Below are 16,236 nucleotides of genomic sequence, written 5' to 3'. Positions count from 1 at the left end.
GTACAGGAATGCCAGAACAAAATGTAGGTAAACTGGTTCAAATAATCGGACCGGTTGTAGATATTAGGTTTAACAATGGTCAACTTCCAGCTTTGTTAAACGCTATTGTGATCCAAGGACCTAAGGAAAATGTAACCGTTGAAGTAGCACAACACACTGGTGATGATACAGTAAGATGTATTGCTATGAGTTCAACAGAGGGGCTTGTAAGAGGTTTAGAAGCTGTAGACACTGGTGCTCCAATCACAGTTCCTGTTGGGCAAGCAACCTTAGGAAGAATATTTAATGTATTAGGTGAAGAGATCGACGAAAAAGAAAGTGTAAACTCGGAGTTCAAGTCACCAATTCATCGACTTGCACCAGCTTTCGATGAACAAGAAGCAGCGACAGAAATATTAGAAACAGGGATAAAAGTTGTTGACCTAATTGCTCCTTACGCTAAGGGTGGAAAAATTGGACTCTTTGGTGGAGCTGGTGTAGGAAAGACTGTTTTGATTATGGAGCTTATTAACAATATAGCTAAAGAGCATGGTGGTCTTTCTGTATTTGCTGGTGTTGGAGAAAGAACGAGAGAAGGAAATGATCTATATCACGAGATGATTGATTCAGGGGTTATTGATAAAACCACCTTGGTATATGGTCAGATGAATGAGCCACCTGGGGCAAGAATGCGTGTTGGTTTAACAGGACTAACAATGGCAGAGTACTTTAGAGATCAAGAAAATCAGGATGTTCTTTTATTTATAGATAATATATTTAGGTTTACCCAGGCAGGTAGTGAGGTTTCTGCATTACTTGGACGTATGCCTAGTGCCGTTGGTTATCAACCAACCTTAGCGACCGAGATGGGGGCGTTACAAGAGCGAATCACTTCGACTAAAAAAGGATCGATTACTTCTGTTCAAGCGGTTTATGTACCAGCGGATGACTTAACTGACCCTGCACCTGCTACAACTTTTGCTCACTTGGACGCAACAACTGTTCTTTCAAGACAAATTGCAGAGTTGGGGATTTATCCAGCCGTGGATCCTTTGGATTCTACTTCTAGGATTTTAGATCCTGCTATTGTTGGAGAAGAACATTATGCAGTAGCTAGGGATGTTCAGGAAGTACTTCAAAGGTATAAAGAACTTCAAGATATTATTGCTATTCTTGGTATGGATGAGTTATCCGATGAAGATAAATTAGTGGTATCAAGGGCAAGAAAAGTTCAACGTTTCTTATCACAACCATTCCATGTTGCAGAACAGTTTACAGGTATGGATGGGAAGTACGTACCTTTAAAAGAGACAATTAGAGGATTTAGAGAGATCTTAGATGGTAAGCATGACGACCTTCCTGAGTCTGCCTTTTTATTTGTTGGAAGCATAGATGAAGTGGTGGAGAAGGCTAAAGGAGAGTAGGTGAAATTATGGCTTCTAAGTTTCGTTTAGAGATTGTTACACCAGATCGGGTTTTCTTTGATGAAGAAGTAACCATGGTAGTTGTCCGCACTGACGACGGAGACGTAGGTCTTATGAGTGATCATATACAAATGGCATCACGAATACCTATTGGTAGAGTTAAAATAAAAAAAGATGGTGAGATTTTAGGCGCATCCGTAGCAAGTGGATTTATAAAAGTTGGGTTAGATAAAACAACCATCATAACAGATGCTGCAGAATGGCCTGATGAAATAGATCCGGAGCGAGCTGAAGCTGCAAAAGAACGAGCTGAAAAACGCTTGCAACAAAAAACAGAGGATGTAAATACTAGGCGTGCAGAAATTGCACTTAATAAAGCACTTAATCGTATTTATGTAAGGGAAACCTTTAGAAAATAATATAAGTGTTTAAATTATAAGAAGCCCTATCGGTTTAATGATAACCGATGGGGCTTCTTATATAGTAGGAAAGTGATCAGACAGCTTTGTTGTCGAAAGAAACCTAGTATGAAATAGCATCAAATTCATGGTCTTCTATTTCTTCAATTGTAATGTGTAATCGAACTGGCAAGGCAATGATCATTTGATAGGAGTGTTGTATCCAACCCATATCTGCATGTATAGATCGGGGAGAGATGTCTTTAGATAGACGATGTAGCCTCACAGCACCGTCTTTCACTTCTAGCCTTCCTGTATATGATTCATTATCATGAGTAAATGGAAACTCAATAATTTCAGATTCTGGGGAGTTAACTAAAGGAAAACGATGAATCACTTGACCATCTACATTAACAACAATTTCTTTTGCTTCTGATTCATCTAAAAAAAGCCTCGGTATAGCAAATATAGAAGAGGCACTTAAAATAACAATAAGTACAATTAGTGCAATATCTGCTTTTGTAAAAATTTTCATTATAAACCTCCTGGATCCTATTAAATTAATCTAAATTTATTAATTTATTTAAGAGATAATACCTCATCTTTGATACTCGAATTTCCACCAATATTACTCGCACTTATATATTATATATGATTTATATGTAAAATGCATCAGATACGTATTCTACAGTAAAAAATTACAAGCATAACTAAATAAAAAAATAATTATTTTAAAAAATAAAAGAGCGTATATCCTCCATTTATCATGTCAATAATGATACTAGAAAGGGAAGAGAAAGTTGCTAAGGAGATGTTTTTCGTCCCCCTTTAACATCATACTTAAACAGCTGACTCTGCCCTTTTTTTATTTGAGATAACTAAAATATTAAAAATATGATAGGAGGTAAAAAAATGAAAAAAAGGTCTATGCTCGGTATTATATGTATATTACTATTATCTTATTTTTGTGTAGGAACATCTTTTTTAAAAGTATCTGCTGTGGAAACCGGCGAGGAAATATTATTAAAAGTTTTTGATAAAAGTGAAGCAGATATACTAGAAACAAATGTACACCTTAGCTTAAATTTAGAAAATCATTTTTTTGAACTGAAAGAACTTAAGGAAATAAAACAAGAATTGATCACGGACTTTAATTTAGAAGGAGAAATTGAGCTTATACATAATAAAGAATCTTATGATCCACAGATTATCTATGAGCATGAAGATTTCAGTTTAAATACTTTTTACGTTACAGAAATATCTGAGACGGATTTGAATCAAATTACTGGTACTTTTATACATAGAAATGGCGATGTAACAGCCTTTATACTGCACTCCACAAAATATGGGGATCAAAAGCAATCTTATATTATATTAGACACAACTAAAAGTAAAAGCTATGATAATATGATTTCGGATTTAGAAAAAAGTAAAAATGTTTTAAAGAAATATGGGAATGATATAGATATAACCACTTCTCTAGTTGGCACTTTTCCTGGAAGATTATCTCAAGAAGAAACAACAAATAAAATTGATAAATTAATCGGGTTTGCTAAGGGAAAAACAGTGGAGAAGGTAACGGACAATATATATACTAGTGTAACAGCTTATACACCATACTTAGGAGAAGTAATACAATATGGAAAAAATACAGTAAACTTTAATATTGCGATGCGTTATAGTGGATATGAGGATCAAACTTACCTATGGGTTGCGACACCTTTAATTACAACTTCATACTAAGACATCTATGGAAAGTGAGGAAAATGAGTTGACGAAGATAATTGTTGAAAAAAGTGGGCCATTAAAAGGAACTGTAAGGGTCAGTGGTGCTAAAAATTCTGTTCTGCCAATTTTAGCTGGGTCATTATTGTCAACGGAAAAATGTTTGTTGGATGAGATACCGGCTCTGAAAGATGTGGACGTTATATGTGAAGTATTGGCAAGTCTAGGAGCTGATGTAAAGCGGTTAGAGCGAGATAGAATTGAAATAAATGCTTTAAATATTGATAATTTTGAAGCACCTTATCATCTTGTAAGAAAGATGAGAGCATCCTTCTTAGTGATGGGCCCTTTATTAGCAAGGACAGGAGAAGCAAGAATTTCAATGCCCGGTGGGTGTGCCATTGGTACACGCCCCATTGATTTACATCTAAAGGGCTTTAAGTCCCTAGGAGCCGAAATAACAATAGGTCATGGTTTTGTAGAAGCAAGAGCAGAAAAATTAAAAGGAAATCAGATTTACTTAGATTTTCCCAGTGTAGGTGCAACAGAGAATATAATGATGGCGGCAGTACTAGCCGAAGGTGAAACCATTATAGAAAATGCTGCGGAAGAACCTGAGATTACTGATCTAGCAGACTTCTTAAATAAGATGGGTGCTAAGATAACGGGAGCTGGTACGGATCGAATATGTATAGAAGGGGTTGAAAAGTTAACAGGTACAAGTCATAGTGTTATTCCAGATAGAATAGAAGCAGGTACATATATGGTCGCAGCTGCAGCTACAAGAGGAGAGGTGCTAATAGAAAATGTTATTTTAGAACATTTAAAACCTATGATTGCTAAGTTAAGAGAAAGTGGAGTAGAGGTTATAGAAGGGGAAAAATCAGTTAGAGTAATTGGGAAAGATAGACCTGTTGCGGTAGATATAAAGACAATGCCTTATCCAGGTTTTCCGACAGATATGCAAGCACAATTTATGGCCCTTTTAAGCATTGCAGAGGGAACAAGTGTACTTATAGAGACCGTATTTGAAAACAGATATATGCATGTTAGTGAGTTAAAAAGAATGGGTGCTGATATAAAGATTGAGGGACGTAGTGCAGTTATAGAAGGAACGGAAAAATTAATGGGTGCTCAGGTTAAAGCTACAGATCTAAGAGCAGGTGCAGCACTTATTATAAGTGGATTGGTATCAAATGGAAAAACTGAGATTTCAGAAGTTTATCACATAGATCGGGGTTATGTAGGTGTAGAAGAAAAATTCAGAAATTTAGGTGCGAAAATTTATCGAGCGTAAATAAATCGATTGTTTATAAAGTTCTAAATTCCCTAGCTTGGACATATACCTTTATAGAAGAAGATTTTAAGTCTATTTCTAAGGGTGATGTCATCTATGCGGGGTATTTTTTTTGCCATAATTATATTTATCATTGTAGTAATTTTAATTCCCATATTTATATTTACTAGTTGTGATTTATCAGTAGAAAAAAATGATTATGTAGAAAAAAATATAGTAGAGTCAGATCTAACAGTAACAGTGTATAATCATAAAACTGATGAAATCATGAAGTTAGATTTAGAGGAATATATAGCAAATGTAGTAGCAGCGGAAATGCCGGCAAGATTTGAAATGGAAGCATTAAAAGCACAAAGTGTAGCAGCAAGGACTTACGCAATCTGGCGCTATTTAAGTCATGGAGAGGAAGGACATCCTGAACATCCGGGAGCGGTATTGTGCACAAGTCATCAACATTGCCAGGAGTGGTTGTCTAAAGAAGAATTAAAGGAAAGGCACGGTAGTGAATGGATGAAAACCTATTGGCCTAAAATACAAGAAGCCGTAAACACAACAACTGGTATAGTTATGACTTACGATATGAAACCAATTGAACCGCTGTACCATTCAACAAGTGGTGGCGTTACTGAAAACTCTGAAGATATTTTTACTTCAGCGGTTCCTTATTTAAGAAGTGTATCAAGCCCATATGAAACCGAATCGCCTGTGCTAGTAGACACTAAGCGTATAAGTGTGAAAGAATTTGTCAACACGATTAAAAAGGAAAAATCGAATATACGTTTAAGTGAAAGAAATTTAATGTCCCAAATAAAGATAGGGGAACGAACTCAGGGTGGAACTATTAAGGAAATCACAATAGGAAATGAGACTCTTACAGGAAGTCAGATAAGAAGGTTATTTGAACTAAGATCTGCAGATTTTGAAATTGATGTGGATGGAAATACAGTAGAATTTACAACAAGGGGCTATGGTCATGGTGTAGGTATGAGTCAATGGGGTGCACAAGGTATGGCTGAACAAGGATCAAACTTTGTTGAGATATTAGAGCATTACTATTTAGGGGTGACATTAAGCAAAATCAAAAGTTATCGTGATTGAAAAACAAAAAAATAACCATATCCACCTGTATAATCAACTTATTTTTGGTGATACTTACAGGTGGAGGTGGATTTTATGTCTGTAGAAAACAATAATAACAAAAAAAATAACAACAAGAAAAATGAAAAGAAAAAGACAACTGAAAGTACATATTCTTTTTTAGACAAGCAAGGATTTTATATTATTCTACTAGTATGCATATGTATTGTTGGAGTAGCCGCTATTTGGTCTTCTAGAGAACCAGAGGATGATTTTTATTTCTCAGAAAGTGACTGGAATGATTTTGAGGATAATTATAATCGTCCAGATGTTACCCTGGTAGAAAACCATGAAGATGATGGGGAACAGGATCAAGCGGTTATGGGGAACGAAAGTAGAGAAGAGACAGATGAAAAGGAAGATGAGCAAAAAGACGAGAATGTAGAAAAAAGTGTAGATGCTTCCGTTGAAGCAGAAGATGAAACAGAACCAGATGAAACAGAACCAGATGAAGAAGAACAAGCTCAAGCTGAAGAGGAAACCCAATGGATCCATTCAGTTGGTAATTACAACATGACATTGCCAGTAATGGGGACCCTAGGAATGCATTTTGCTGAGGATGAACTAGTAGAGCACAGAACCCTTAATCATTGGGCTACCCACAAGGGAATTGATCTACACGCTGAAGAGGGCACACCAGTTAGAGCAGCCCTTGAAGGGGAAGTAATAGAAGTGGTAACAGATCAGTTAATGGGTATAACCATTACCCTACAACATGATGAGAATTTATTAACAAGATACAGTAACTTATCAACACCAAAGATGGTTGCTGTAGGCGATCATGTGGAAAAAGGTCAGGTAATTAGTGGTGTAGGAACAACTGCTTCGATAAAAAAGGTTGAAGGACCATTATTGCACTTTCAAGTTGTTTATGACACAAGACCTGTAGACCCACAGATCTATTTACCCAAAATAGAATAAAGTATATAATTAAAGGTTTCAAATAATAAAAAACAAGCTAAATCATTGATAAATTTGGAAAATCATTAAATTTATAATTCTAAAACAAAATATACCCTCATATTATAGATTAAGACACTATAATAGGGGGAGGTTGCTACGTTGAAGGACTACATCGAAAAGCGGGTTGTGCAAATAGCCAACTACATATTGGATGAGAAGGCGACTGTAAGACAGACAGCAAAAGTATTTGGTGTAAGTAAAAGCACAGTCCACAAAGACGTGACAGAAAGGCTTCCTAAGATAAACCCTTTAGTAGCGAATCAAGTAAAAGATGTACTTGATATTAATAAAGCTGAGAGGCATATTAGAGGTGGAAAAGCAACGAGGATGAAGTATAAAAGAACGTGCTAATTTAATTAATCTTTAAGAAAAAAAGAGTGAATTTATCACTCTTTTTTTCTTTTATGTTTTCTTTTGTGGATTCCTTTAATACAAAATCCCATGACCGCTTTCACGAAGTTGCTCAGGTAACAAAGTTACCGTCAAAAAACCAGGATTTCTAGCGAAGTGGCGCAAGCCACCTTTTTTATATGATTTCCTAGGATAATACTTTTGTATATTAATTTTAAAAATAATTTTTTAAATATAAAAAAAACAGTATTTTCCTAGAGGATTTTGTAAAAAAATATCGAAATCTTATAAGTGATGCATTTATACATTAGAATAGATCAGTGTTATAAGGGATTATTTCATTGATTAGATATACACATAAAATTAACTAAAGGTGGGAAAAAAATGTTTGGATTTGGAACGGATATTGGTATCGATTTAGGGACGGCTAGTGTATTAGTTTTTGTAAAGGGGAAAGGGATTGTACTGCAAGAACCCTCTGTTGTGGCGATTGATAAAAATACCAATGATATTTTAGCTGTTGGACAAGAGGCTAGAAGAATGCTAGGTAGAACACCGGGTAATATCGTAGCAATTAGACCTTTAAAGGATGGTGTTATTTCAGACTATGAAATAACAGAAAAAATGCTTAAATACTTTATTAGAAAGACAACAGGGAAAAGATTTGTTTTCAAGCCTAAAATCATTGTGTGTGTACCAAGCGGTGTGACAGAAGTTGAAAAAAGAGCAGTAATAGATGCATCTAATGAAGCAGGGGCAAGGATGACTCACTTAATTGAAGAGCCTATTGCTGCGGCTATAGGTGCTGGAATGGATATTGCTCAACCAAGCGGACATATGATCGTAGATATAGGTGGAGGAACGACAGACGTAGCTGTTATTTCTCTAGGTGGAATCGTTGTGAGCACTTCAATAAAAGTAGCTGGAGATAAGTTTGACGAGGCAATTGTACGTTATATGAGAAAGAAACATAACATTATGATTGGTGAGCGTACTGCTGAAGAAATGAAAGTTCAAATTGGTGGAGCATTCCCAAGAGATAAGGAAGTCAAGATGGGCGTAAGGGGAAGAAATTTAGTATCAGGCTTACCAGTTAACTTAGAAGTATCAAGTAACGAAGTATTAGAAGCCCTAGATGAAAGTGTATCGGCTATAGCTGATGCAGTTCACTCTGTTTTAGAAAAAACACCACCAGAACTTGCTTCGGATATTGCAAACACTGGCATTGTAATGACTGGTGGGGGCGCACTACTATGGGGCTTAAACCGACTAATTGAAAAAAGAACGGGTATACCAGTTTTTGTAGCAGAAGAAGCAGTATCCTGCGTAGCAAAAGGAACTGGAAAAGCATTAGAATCCATGAATATCATAGAGAATAAGTCGAATAATGGAAGAAATAAATATAGGTAAACCCTTAACATTTTATATAAAATAACCGATAATAATAAGTAGGACTTAATTAATAAAGAAGGAAGGTGAAGTTTGTGTTTAGAGGGCTTTATACTGCAACATCAGCTATGCAAACATCACAAAAGAAACTAGACATTACTTCTAACAACATGTCTAATATGAACACAACAGGTTTTAAAAAAGATGTAGTTGTAACAGAGGCGTTTCCAGAGGTTTTTTTACATAAACTAAATGGAGATATAAGAACAAATAGATTAAACAATCAGTTGGAAGTGAATGTAACAAGAAGTGGACAAGAAGTGTATCTTTCAGCAGAAGGAGGCTTTTTCGCTTCAGAAACAATAAATGGTACCAGTTATAATCGGTCGACAGCCTTTACAGTAGATGAAGAAGGATTTTTAAGGACTTTTTTAAGAGATGCTAATGGACTGCCAGATACAACAGCGGGTAACTATATATTAAATAGACAAGGGGATCGGGTTTTTGTAGGAGATGGAGAATTTGATATTACTCCTCAAGGTCAAGTTGTTTCAAATGGAGAAACGGTAGCAAACCTTATGAGTAATGCCCCAAGGACGGCAATCGGTACGATGAATAGTGGGGTAAGACTAGATCGTATTCATACAAATTTTAACCAAGGAACAATGGAAGAAACAACGAACCCATTAGATTTTGCAATTGAAGGTCGAGGCTTTTTTGCAGTAGAAACGCCTCAAGGTACTATGTTTACTAGAGACGGTAGTTTTACTTTAAATTCCAACGGTGATATTATAGATTCAGAAGGAAATTTCCTCTTAGGCGAACAAGGTATTATTAATACAAACGGTAACGATTTTATTTTAGGCGACAACGGAGAAATTATTGTTGATGGTGAGGTTATTAATACGGTTCAGATTTTTAATATTGCAAATTTACAAGACTTAAGAAAACACGGAATGGGTATGTACTACGTAAACGAAGGAGTAGAAATTGAAGTATTGCCCTTCGAAGGTAGAGTAGTTCAAGGATTTTTAGAGGGATCAAATATTAATACCATTGAAGAAATGGTAGAAATGATTAGCATACTTAGACTATATGAATCAAATCAAAAAGTAATACAAGCCTACGATGATATACTACAGAAGGCAGTTAATGACATAGGAAGATTGTAATTTAGAATGAAGGAGGGGAACTATGAGAGCTTTATGGACAGCAGCTTCAGGGATGAAGTCGCAACAACTAAATATTGATACAGTATCGAATAATTTAGCAAATGTGAATACAACAGCCTATAAAAAACAAAGGGTTGAGTTCAAAGACTTACTTTATGCGAACCTAAGAAGAAACAATGGCGAACTAGAAGCAGAAAGGCCAGTTAACCTGCAAGTAGGTCATGGTGTAATGCCAGGATCAACAGCACGCTTTTTTACTAATGGAGGTCTAGAAAGCACGGAAAACCCTTTAGACTTAGCGATTGATGGGGAAGGTTTCTTTGTTGTTCAAGGCAATGCAGGGGAGCAACTTTATACAAGAGATGGCAGTTTTAAACTAAGTGTACAGGATGGTGTATCTACCATTGTTACTTCTGACGGATACCCTTTATTAAATAATGAAAATACACCGATTGTATTAGAACCAGGAATGGAAAATTTCACAGTATCGGAGTTAGGCGTTATTACTGTAGAAAATGAAGCCGGAGAAATTCTTGAATTAGGAACGGTGGAATTAGTAAACTTTATTAACCCTGCTGGTTTAGAGGCTACTGGACGAAACTTATATCGAGAAACTGCAGCGTCAGGGGAACTCATTCCTATGGAAGAAGAAAGAGATACAAATATTAGGCAGGGTTTTCTAGAAACTTCTAATGTCCAAATGGTAGATGAAATGGTAAGAATGATTACTGCTCAAAGGGCATATGAAATCAGTTCAAAGACGATACAAACCGCTGACGAAATGTTAGGTATGGCGAATAATTTACGCCGATAAAATATAGAGCGTGGTGATTAGATGAACATTCAAGACTTAGCACTACAACATATGAATAAAGGAATTAATGGAAAATCATTAGATAAGATAGACGATCGAGAAAAACTGATGGATGCTTGCCGTGAGTTTGAAGCTATTTTTCTTAATATGATGATGAAGGAAATGCGTAAAACCATTCCAACAGATGGATTGACGGAAAAAAGCCAAGCGAGGGAAATTTTTGAAAGTATGCATGATGAAAAGTTATCTGTTGAAATGGCACGAGGTAAAGGAACTGGACTTGCTAAGCAGTTATATAACCAATTGTCTAGAAGTCAAGAAAGGGGTAAGGTAGATGGAGATGAATAGTATAGATATCCAGAGTAGAATTCCACACAGATATCCATTCCTACTAGTGGACAGAATTGTCGAGATGGAACCAGGTAAAAAGGCTGTGGGAATAAAAAATGTAACCATCAACGAACCCTTTTTTCAAGGACATTTTCCAGGGAATCCAATCATGCCTGGCGTGACGATTGTTGAGGCCCTTGCTCAGGTTGCGGGAGTATGTTGTATGGAATTAGAAGAAAACAAAGGAAAAATTGGGGTTTTTACTGGTATTGATAAATGTAAATTTAGACGACAAGTCGTGCCAGGAGATAAACTAACCCTTGAGATCGAAATGGTTTCATTAAGGCGAGGTATTGGTAAAGCAGAAGCAAAAGCTACGGTTGATGGTGAGCTTGCCTGCTCTGCAACTTTAACCTTTGCCCTAATAGAAAATAAAGGCATGTAAATGATTTGAATATAATATAACCCAGTATCCACTGATACTGGGTTATATTATTCTAGTGATAAAATATGGGTTAAGTAATTTTAGACATTGAAGAATTTCCATAACATCTATATAAATGCACTCTTATAAAAAGTCATTAACATTGATTTGTATTTTCTCAATATAGAATATCTTGAACATAAAGAGAATGTGCTTTATTAAGGTCGATAAATTCATCTTTAACTTTTACTAATGGTTTTGTTGGTGACTGAGGATTATTCATAATAATTTGTCCAATCAGACCATTACTTAACAGTACACTAGCACCAATATAAAAGTCACTCATTTTTTTAATAAAGGTAGTCACAATCTTGGAATCTAACTGACCAAAGCAATCGGACAGAAGTTGTTCAGCAGTTTTAAATGGAGACTGTTTATCTTTATAAACGCGCTTGCTTGTCATTGCATCGTAAATATCGGCTACTGCAATAATTTTTCCAAATAAATGAATGCGATTTCCTTTTATACTATAGGGATAGCCAGACCCATCTTCTTTTTCGTGGTGTTGTAGAATTCCCATTGCAATATCATACTGATAATGGTCACTTAACTTAAATAGATCATGACCTAATGTAGGATGAGATTTTATTTGACGAAACTCTTCTACTGTTAACTTCCCTGGTTTCATTACAATTTCTTTAGAAATTTTTAATTTCCCAATGTCATGTAGTAGGGCGGAAGAAATTAAATTTTTAAGTTTTAAATTATTTAGACTAAGCCACTTACCGATGAACATAGCATATATACTAACATTCACACTGTGTTGATAAGTATATAAATCTTCATTTTTAAGTTGGGCCATAATGTGAAAGGTTTTTTGTATATCAGTAAAGTGGGACATTTGATCAATAAGATTATTGATTTTATCCAGTTGTAAAGTATTATTACTTTGAATTTCGTCCATAAAATCTACGACTTTTTCAGTAGATTTCTTATATGTATCATACATTCGTTTTTCTTTTTTATATCTTTTATCAATGTTAGATTGTGGTTCATTAAGAATTTCAAAATACTCAATATTCCATTTCGATAAGAAGTTAATAAGGTGGTCAGAAATAACAGTTCCCTTTGGTAATAATAATAGTTCATTTTCTGAATACAAATCTGTTTTTAAAATCATACCGCTAGTAAGTTGATGGAATACAACTTTAGGCAATAGGGATCCCTCTTTTCTAATGAAAAGTACTTGTCTAAGTTTAATTACTTACCAGTTTCCTTACTTAATAAACTTAATACAATATATCTTGAACGTAAAGGTCACCTTCGTTACTTAAATCAATAAATTGATCTTTAATCTTTATCAAAGGTCTAGTTGGCTCTGTTGGGTTTTTCATTACAATTCTACCAACACGACCGTCGTTAAGAACAATACTTGAACCAATATAAAAGTCAGCCATTTTTTTAATAAAAGTGGAAACAATAAAAGGATCAAGCTGTCCGTAGGAGCTAGATAAAAGTAATTCTGCAGTTTTAAAAGGGGACTGCCTGTCTTTATATACCCTTTTTGATGTCATTGCATCAAATATGTCGGATACAGCGATGATTTTAGCATAAAAGTGAATTTTATTCTTTTTTATACCAAAGGGGTAACCAGATCCATCTTCTTTTTCGTGATGTTGTAGAATACCCAGGGTAATATCATGACAAAAGTAAGTATGGTAACGAACAATATTATATCCATATATGGTGTGTTTTTTAATTTCACTAAACTCGTCGTCAGTTAGCTTACCAGGTTTCATAATGATGTTTGGTGAAATTCTGTTTTTGCCGATATCATGCAGGAGTGCAGCATAAACAAGCTTTTTTAAACTGCTTGTATCAAGGGCTAACCATCGTCCTAAAAACATGGTGTAGATAGCCACGTTAATGCAGTGTTGATAGGTGTAATGATCTTCGTCCTTTAGTTTGTTAATAACCTGTAGTGCTTCGTGGATATCTTTAAACTGCATAATTTCATTAACGACATTTCGTACTTCATCAAGTTTTAGTTTGTTACATCCTTTTAAACCGTCCATAAACTTAATAATTTTTTCTGTTGCTAAATGATAGGTATCATATTTTTTTTGATCCTTTTCTTTTCGATCTTCAATTGTTTCTTTTGGTTCGTTAACGATGTTTACATGCTCTAGATCCCACTTAGTTAAGTAATATATAATATGTTGAGTGAGTACAGTGTCTTTAGGTAAAAGAAAAACACCATTCGAAGAATATAAGTTTTTTTCAATTACCATACCAGGTGTCAGATTTGAAAAATTTACTGCTGGCAAAGTAATCCCTCATTCCTATTTTTTAATAAAAATAATCATATTTTTAGTTTAATTAGATACTTATAGTAAATAATGCAATGAGCTTACTTATTAAGTATAGTAAAATATAATATATATATTACCACTGTGTACATAATTTGACAATTGCAGGTTTTCTTTTTTAAACTTTGGATAAGTATATTAATAAAAGTTTATAAAAATTCGTTACTAGTTCATTTTCTCATTGCTTATAAATTTATAAAGGGACAAAAAGGAGAGATAAAATATGCACATATTAATTGTAGATGATGAAAAAACCTTAGTAAAAGGATTAAAAAGAAGTTTAGAAACAGAAGGATATCAAGTATCAGTTGCCTTTGAAGGGGAGGAAGCATTAAAGTTTATCAATCATCACACCTATGATCTAATTATCCTTGACTTAATGTTGCCAAAAATTGATGGCATAAGCCTCTGTAGAATGATTAGACAAAAACAGGACACGCCGATTATTATGTTAACGGCTAGAGATGGAGATATAGATAAAATATTAGGGTTGGAAATGGGTGCGGATGACTACATGACAAAACCATTTAATACCCGAGAGTTAATTGCAAGGGTACGAGCAATATTAAGGCGAGTAGAAAATCAAAGTGAAATAACTGAAAAAGATCAAGTATATTATTCAAAAGATATAGAGCTAGATACAAAATTTAGAACAATAAAAAAAGCTGGTACTGAAATTGAATTAACACAAAAAGAATTTGATATATTATCCCTATTAATTAGAAATAAAGGCCGAGTTTTTCCAAGAGAAGAGATTTTCCAACTTATTTGGGAGGAACCCTGCTATGATACTCGAACCATAGATGTGCATATTAAAAATATACGAGAAAAATTAAAAGATCATGATGAGACTAAGCAGATTATTCAAACAAAGTGGGGCGTGGGATATTTTTTTAGAAGGGACTGATGCACAATGTTAAAAACAATAAGAAGAAAGCTGATCCTTGTATACATAACTTTGATCGCAGTTCCTTTAATTATTATAAATTATCTTGCTATACAGAATATGCAAGAGTCCATTTTAAATGAAATTCAGGTAACCCAATTGAAAAATGCGAATATTATTTCAACGCTATTGCAAAATGATTTTAATAACTATTTTGAACTTAATCGAACTTTAACAGAACATAGTTTACCTATAGATGGTAGGATTATCGTTTTAAATAAAGACAATGAGGTATTAGCTGATAGTTTTCACAGTTATGAAGGGGAGCGAATAAATAATCGAGAAATTCGTAACGCATTAAATATGAACGAAGGTATTGGATTTTATCCTGAACAAGCCACACTCCATGTCGCAGTTCCAGTTATTAAAAGACGAAGTGGCTCTAGAGAAGTTTTAGGAGCTGTATTGATATCTAGCTCAGTACAAGAACAATTAATCCAGGTTGATGAATTTCAACAGCAATTATATATGATATCCTTTGCTGCAGCATTATTAGGGTTAGCAGGCGCAGTTTTTGCTAGTAATAAAATTGCAGAACCAATTGAAAATTTATCAAAAGCATCTAAAAAAATAGCCCAAGGGAATTTTAAAGAAAAAATAGTGGTTCAGACGAAAGATGAAATAGGAAAACTTACTGAGAATTTTAATTATATGAGTAATGAGCTAGCACGCATAGATGAAGGGAGACTTCAATTTATTGGGGATGTATCCCACGAATTAAAAACACCCCTAGCGTCTATGAAGGCTTTGATTGAGTCATTAATATATGGCGAAGACGATATAGAAGTGTATAAAGAATACATAGGCGATATGGACAGTGAAATTGACCGTTTGACAAGTTTAGTGAATTCATTATTATCCATAACAAAAATGGAAGCAATGGGACTTAGGAAAGAAATCCTATCCTTGAACAATATAGCTAAAAGTGCGGTTAAAGGAATGAAGCCTTTAATGGATAAAAACAAAGTAATTGTTGAAATAGATTTAAAGAATACCCTGAAAGTAAAGTGTGATGAAAATAAGATCAAAGAGGTATTCATCAATCTTATTGACAATGGAATTAAGTATAGAGATCAAAATAAAGAAAAGAATAAAATATGGATTTATGATAAAAGGAAAAAAGAAAAGTATCTATTAGTGATTGCTGATAATGGAATAGCTATGACAGATAAAGATAAAGATCTGGTTTTTGATAAGTTTTTTAGGGCAGATTTTTCAAGAGCAAGGGATACTGGAGGGGCTGGACTTGGACTTTCAATTGTAGAACAAATAATTGATTTACATGGGTGGCGCATTCATGTGGAGAGTGAACTCGGTGTAGGAAGCAAATTTATTATTGAAATTCCTCAAGAAGCTTTAATGAAAGCTTAACAGTTTCTTTACATTTCTTAAGGGTATGTTTAATAAAGGGTAGTATAATTTAATTACATCAAATGAGAAGAGGAGCATTCCTGTAATTAACTAAATTTGAACTTTGCAAAGAAAGAAACCTCGCAGTAAAATGAAATTATCACTGGC

The 16,236-nt window shown here is 34.5% G+C and carries 17 protein-coding genes; 14 read left to right on the top strand and 3 right to left on the bottom strand.

Going from position 1 to position 16,236, the window contains the following annotated elements; all coding sequences use genetic code 11:
* The first annotated feature begins 8 nt into the window (after positions 1 to 8).
* Both atpD and atpC read left to right on the top strand, forming a co-directional pair.
* On the top strand, positions 9 to 1,403 hold the full coding sequence (atpD, locus tag RH915_RS09405) for a F0F1 ATP synthase subunit beta (protein ID WP_310479603.1): 1,395 nt from the start codon (positions 9 to 11) through the stop codon (positions 1,401 to 1,403).
* 8 nt (positions 1,404 to 1,411) lie between these two features.
* Entirely contained in the window at positions 1,412 to 1,822 is a 411-nt protein-coding gene (atpC, locus tag RH915_RS09400) for an ATP synthase F1 subunit epsilon (protein WP_310479601.1), read from the top strand.
* Positions 1,823 to 1,925: 103 nt separating this feature from the next.
* Here atpC and RH915_RS09395 read toward each other — a convergent pair whose 3' ends face one another.
* Entirely contained in the window at positions 1,926 to 2,336 is a 411-nt protein-coding gene (locus RH915_RS09395) for a NusG domain II-containing protein (protein ID WP_310479599.1), read from the bottom strand.
* Between the two features lie 377 nt (positions 2,337 to 2,713).
* On the opposite strand from RH915_RS09395, the gene RH915_RS09390 reads away from it, so the two are divergent.
* The 10 genes from RH915_RS09390 (at position 2,714) to fabZ (ending at position 11,424) form a co-directional block, all read left to right on the top strand.
* Positions 2,714 to 3,544: a YwmB family TATA-box binding protein gene (locus RH915_RS09390; protein ID WP_310479597.1), complete on the top strand. Its 831-nt coding sequence runs from the start codon at positions 2,714 to 2,716 to the stop codon at positions 3,542 to 3,544.
* Positions 3,545 to 3,572: 28 nt separating this feature from the next.
* Positions 3,573 to 4,823 (top strand): UDP-N-acetylglucosamine 1-carboxyvinyltransferase, encoded by a 1,251-nt coding sequence (murA, locus tag RH915_RS09385; RefSeq protein ID WP_310479595.1) that lies wholly within the window; start codon positions 3,573 to 3,575, stop codon positions 4,821 to 4,823.
* A 96-nt stretch (positions 4,824 to 4,919) separates the two neighbouring features.
* On the top strand, positions 4,920 to 5,921 hold the full coding sequence (gene spoIID, locus RH915_RS09380) for a stage II sporulation protein D (protein WP_310479594.1): 1,002 nt from the start codon (positions 4,920 to 4,922) through the stop codon (positions 5,919 to 5,921).
* Positions 5,922 to 5,996: 75 nt separating this feature from the next.
* Entirely contained in the window at positions 5,997 to 6,881 is an 885-nt protein-coding gene (locus tag RH915_RS09375) for a peptidoglycan DD-metalloendopeptidase family protein (RefSeq protein WP_310479593.1), read from the top strand.
* Between the two features lie 141 nt (positions 6,882 to 7,022).
* Complete coding sequence (gene spoIIID, locus RH915_RS09370) at positions 7,023 to 7,274, top strand: sporulation transcriptional regulator SpoIIID (protein WP_310479592.1); 252 nt, start codon at positions 7,023 to 7,025, stop codon at positions 7,272 to 7,274.
* 384 nt (positions 7,275 to 7,658) lie between these two features.
* Complete coding sequence (locus RH915_RS09365) at positions 7,659 to 8,684, top strand: rod shape-determining protein (protein WP_310479590.1); 1,026 nt, start codon at positions 7,659 to 7,661, stop codon at positions 8,682 to 8,684.
* Positions 8,685 to 8,758: 74 nt separating this feature from the next.
* A complete protein-coding gene (locus RH915_RS09360) occupies positions 8,759 to 9,835 on the top strand; it encodes a flagellar hook-basal body complex protein (RefSeq protein ID WP_310479589.1) in 1,077 nt (358 codons plus the stop codon).
* A 22-nt stretch (positions 9,836 to 9,857) separates the two neighbouring features.
* Entirely contained in the window at positions 9,858 to 10,649 is a 792-nt protein-coding gene (gene flgG / locus RH915_RS09355; RefSeq protein ID WP_310479588.1) for a flagellar basal-body rod protein FlgG, read from the top strand.
* A 21-nt stretch (positions 10,650 to 10,670) separates the two neighbouring features.
* Positions 10,671 to 10,997, top strand: a complete 327-nt coding sequence (locus RH915_RS09350) for a rod-binding protein (protein WP_310479587.1) — start codon at positions 10,671 to 10,673, stop codon at positions 10,995 to 10,997.
* Positions 10,984 to 11,424 carry a 3-hydroxyacyl-ACP dehydratase FabZ gene (gene fabZ / locus RH915_RS09345; RefSeq protein ID WP_310479586.1) on the top strand — a complete coding sequence of 147 codons (441 nt, stop codon included), beginning with the start codon at positions 10,984 to 10,986 and terminating at the stop codon, positions 11,422 to 11,424. The genes RH915_RS09350 and fabZ overlap by 14 nt, the downstream gene beginning before the upstream one ends.
* Before the next feature lie 157 nt (positions 11,425 to 11,581).
* On the opposite strand, the gene RH915_RS09340 is transcribed toward fabZ, so the two are convergent.
* Positions 11,582 to 12,619 (bottom strand): HD-GYP domain-containing protein, encoded by a 1,038-nt coding sequence (locus RH915_RS09340; RefSeq protein ID WP_310479585.1) that lies wholly within the window; start codon positions 12,617 to 12,619, stop codon positions 11,582 to 11,584.
* A 73-nt stretch (positions 12,620 to 12,692) separates the two neighbouring features.
* Positions 12,693 to 13,730 (bottom strand): HD-GYP domain-containing protein, encoded by a 1,038-nt coding sequence (locus RH915_RS09335; protein WP_310479584.1) that lies wholly within the window; start codon positions 13,728 to 13,730, stop codon positions 12,693 to 12,695.
* Positions 13,731 to 13,995: 265 nt separating this feature from the next.
* Here RH915_RS09335 and RH915_RS09330 point away from each other — a divergent pair, with 265 nt between their 5' ends.
* Together RH915_RS09330 and RH915_RS09325 are read left to right on the top strand one after the other, a co-directional pair.
* Positions 13,996 to 14,679 (top strand): response regulator transcription factor, encoded by a 684-nt coding sequence (locus RH915_RS09330; RefSeq protein WP_310479583.1) that lies wholly within the window; start codon positions 13,996 to 13,998, stop codon positions 14,677 to 14,679.
* Between the two features lie 6 nt (positions 14,680 to 14,685).
* Positions 14,686 to 16,089, top strand: coding sequence for a sensor histidine kinase (locus tag RH915_RS09325; RefSeq protein ID WP_310479582.1), 1,404 nt, complete (start codon positions 14,686 to 14,688; stop codon positions 16,087 to 16,089).
* Positions 16,090 to 16,236 lie beyond the last annotated feature (147 nt).

This window comes from Serpentinicella sp. ANB-PHB4 (assembly GCF_031432315.1).
GTDB lineage: Bacteria > Bacillota > Clostridia > Peptostreptococcales > Natronincolaceae > Serpentinicella.
Note: the sequence above shows the minus strand (reverse complement) of the source record. Positions and strands in the feature narration are given on the sequence as shown.

Bases quoted from the DNA above. Each gene is read 5' to 3' on its own strand.
- atpD (WP_310479603.1), top strand. From the start codon at position 9: ATGCCAGAACAAAATGTAGGTAAACTGGTTCAAATAATCGGACCGGTT.
- atpC (WP_310479601.1), top strand. From the start codon at position 1,412: ATGGCTTCTAAGTTTCGTTTAGAGATTGTTACACCAGATCGGGTTTTC.
- RH915_RS09395 (WP_310479599.1), bottom strand. From the start codon at position 2,336: ATGAAAATTTTTACAAAAGCAGATATTGCACTAATTGTACTTATTGTT.
- RH915_RS09390 (WP_310479597.1), top strand. From the start codon at position 2,714: ATGAAAAAAAGGTCTATGCTCGGTATTATATGTATATTACTATTATCT.
- spoIID (WP_310479594.1), top strand. From the start codon at position 4,920: ATGCGGGGTATTTTTTTTGCCATAATTATATTTATCATTGTAGTAATT.
- RH915_RS09375 (WP_310479593.1), top strand. From the start codon at position 5,997: ATGTCTGTAGAAAACAATAATAACAAAAAAAATAACAACAAGAAAAAT.
- RH915_RS09365 (WP_310479590.1), top strand. From the start codon at position 7,659: ATGTTTGGATTTGGAACGGATATTGGTATCGATTTAGGGACGGCTAGT.
- flgG (WP_310479588.1), top strand. From the start codon at position 9,858: ATGAGAGCTTTATGGACAGCAGCTTCAGGGATGAAGTCGCAACAACTA.
- RH915_RS09350 (WP_310479587.1), top strand. From the start codon at position 10,671: ATGAACATTCAAGACTTAGCACTACAACATATGAATAAAGGAATTAAT.
- fabZ (WP_310479586.1), top strand. From the start codon at position 10,984: ATGGAGATGAATAGTATAGATATCCAGAGTAGAATTCCACACAGATAT.
- RH915_RS09330 (WP_310479583.1), top strand. From the start codon at position 13,996: ATGCACATATTAATTGTAGATGATGAAAAAACCTTAGTAAAAGGATTA.
- RH915_RS09325 (WP_310479582.1), top strand. From the start codon at position 14,686: ATGTTAAAAACAATAAGAAGAAAGCTGATCCTTGTATACATAACTTTG.